Origin of the sequence: Psychrobacter sp. PSP (assembly GCF_024085615.1) — a bacterium.
GTDB classification, from domain to species: domain Bacteria; phylum Pseudomonadota; class Gammaproteobacteria; order Pseudomonadales; family Moraxellaceae; genus Psychrobacter; species Psychrobacter pacificensis.
On the sequence record NZ_JABLTF010000002.1, the window covers coordinates 1 to 2,726 of the forward strand.

General features: G+C 34.3%; 3 protein-coding genes. All 3 read right to left on the reverse strand.

Features of this window, described 5'->3' with window-relative positions; genetic code table 11:
* Window positions 1-114: 114 nt before the first annotated feature.
* Entirely contained in the window at window positions 115-1,965 is a 1,851-nt protein-coding gene (locus tag HL061_RS00030) for a phospholipase D-like domain-containing protein (RefSeq protein ID WP_252962365.1), read from the reverse strand.
* On the reverse strand, window positions 1,965-2,606 hold the full coding sequence (locus HL061_RS00035; protein WP_355456836.1) for a C-terminal helicase domain-containing protein: 642 nt from the start codon (window positions 2,604-2,606) through the stop codon (window positions 1,965-1,967). The genes HL061_RS00030 and HL061_RS00035 overlap by 1 nt, the downstream gene beginning before the upstream one ends.
* Window positions 2,607-2,640: 34 nt before the next feature.
* On the reverse strand, window positions 2,641-2,726 hold an 86-nt coding region (locus HL061_RS14000), incomplete at its 5' end, for an integrase core domain-containing protein (RefSeq protein WP_355456837.1).

The following is a 2,726-nucleotide window of genomic DNA, read 5'->3' on the forward strand; positions in this document are numbered from 1 at the left end:
CTTAGATGTGTATAGCTCATGGTTGCAATCTCACTTTGGTCGGTGGATAAAAACTTTGATGCTAGCGCATCTAGGTCTTTTTTTCACCTTGCATTTGGTATTGCACTTCATGTGTTAATCTAAGCTTCTAAATACTTTAATAAAATCTTTAGCTACATCCCAACCTTGAACATAAACACCTATTTCATGGTAAATCTCTACAAGGTTATTAGGGGCACTTGCAGACAGCCAATTTAAGCTAGTAATCAGCAAGTCATTATTATCCCAAGCTAATACCTTGGCATGACTATTGGAATGATGCGCACCCAATTGAGATAGAGAGTCGGCAGACTTCAGATCATCATGCATCTCAACAATTTCTGAATGATCGATATAACTTGATTTCTTAGAGTAATAATAATATTTTTTAGCTTCCGACTTTTTTAAAGCATCAAATATAGGCCTTATAGGTGAGGTGTTTATAAAGTCACTTATAATATATATCTTGTTTTTTGCTTGAGCGGCTAAGTCAATATAACTATGATGCTGGTGCTTTAGCACTAATCGCAGCTCCAGCTTTTCATTGTTAGGAATATCAACGTCATTTGGCGTATCAGCTATATTGCTTGAAAGCCCCCGAAACTCCTTACGCACTTTGCTGTCAAAAGTGCTTTTTCCACAGCAAATATTAGCAGCGATCTCTAAAAAATATTTAGTAAATTGATCATTGCAAACAACAACTGACGCCTCAAATCTTTCAAATTTTGCATATAAGAAGTTGCATGAACTGACCATAGTACACAACCCCTTGTCTACATGATTGGTTATAACGAACTTTGCATGCGAGTCGGTACGTCTGAAGTCATTATAATTTACAACATTTAGCATGCCTTCCTGGTGGCAGCTTTCATTAAAATCTCTTAATTTTTTTTCAACAGCCTTATCTTCACTATCTGATTTTTCAAAGTTTTCATCTGTTTCTTCTGCATTACTTTTGCCCCATAAAATATAAACTTGAACACCTCGTTTCAAAGCCTCTTTAATTTCTAGAAAAAGATGAGTATAGCCATCATCATTGACAATGCACCATTTACCTATGAAAGTAGAGTGAATGACTAGAAAGTCAGTAGAGGACTGGATTAGCTCAATGAGCTTGGCTTTGGTGTTGTGACCGCCGTAAACAAAATCTACATCGCCTCTCTTGGCAATAACCTTGATTTCATAGTTATTTCCATCTTTGCGCAAAGGTGCTTTAAGCAAAGAATTATCATCCTTGACTATAGCTGGAAGTGTATTTGTGATTTGTCTAATAAGCTTTTCATTCAGCTTCTTTACTTTGTTGTCATCGATTATCCTTCCTTCCTTACGACCTTCTATATACAACATATCTACCAGTAAATATTTCTTAGTAGTTAATGTATATACAGCCTCGTCACGTACGTTGTCTATTTTTTCATGCTCCCTGGCCATAACGCTATACATTTTTGTGTACTTGGGATAAGAATTGCTATCATCTATAGGCAAGGTAACTATATTCTTGTTTTTATTAATCTCACTCATATACCTTGCATGAGTAAGCAAAAGGGAGTCAAAACTATAAACGCTGTAATAGTTATCAAAATAATCTACAAAAACTTCTCTTTTTCTTTGATATTTATCGACCTTACAAATGAGTTCATGTTCTTTAACGCTTAAAGAATAAGCTATCTCACCCATTTCCGTTATTCTAAAAATAAAACTGTCTCTAGAAGTAACAATATCAATCCACCCGACATTGCACATGGGTAGTAAAATCTGAATGACAACTTGAGTTTCTAGATTGGAGAAGTCGCTAAGACTCTTAACAGTCATCTCTCTTTGACTTAACTCTTTTAAGAAAAGGTAATCGATAATTGACCAATTGGTTTTTCTACTAATACTAAATGTATATTCATTAGTAAGGAATGGGATAGCAATCGTATATTTTATAGTGTTTTCTTTATTCATTAGAGGCCCAAAAATGATTTTGATTGAACAAAGTTAATGTTATTAAATACCTTATTTTCAGTATCAATTGAATGATCATTCATTAATTCAAAATCATCAACAAACATTTCAACAAAGAGATTCAAAAAGTCCCTATCCATATCGTCCAAATAACCCCTATTGTTAGCATAAGCTTTATTTTCAAGCAGCTGCCAATATCTGAATAAACCGAAACAGCCAACAATAATCATTTTATGTTTAGCTCTACTCAGCAGTACGTTCATTCTGCGCATATCTGATAAAAAACCCAAAGCAGAAGTAATAGGCTGACAACTATTATGCCTTACTAGGCTAATGATAATAACGTCGGCCTGATCACCCTGATAAGAGTCTACTGTTTTTGCTATGTCTTGATCATTATGTTTGCTCGAAAAACAGCTATTTATCTCACTCTTTTCAACCAGGTTATTGATCATATTCACTTGATTTACATAAGGGCTCAGTATCTTAATTGAATAATTTTCATCACTATTAGTATGTATTTTGGATAATAATTCTTTAATAATACGGATTTCGTGTTTATTGACGTTCTTATTTTCAAGACTACGCATCCTAACATCACTATTTTTATCAGGTAAATCGACCCATATTACTGTGTAAATACCCCATTCTTAACACAACATCATCGTAGAATTATTAAGCCACCTGCCTGTACTCAGCAGGTGTCATATCATTAAGTGAATCATGGGGTCTTTCGTTGTTATAAACCTTGATCCAGTCTT

Coding starts and splice junctions, on each gene's coding strand:
- HL061_RS00030 (WP_252962365.1), bottom strand. CDS start 1,965: ATGAATAAAGAAAACACTATAAAATATACGATTGCTATCCCATTCCTT.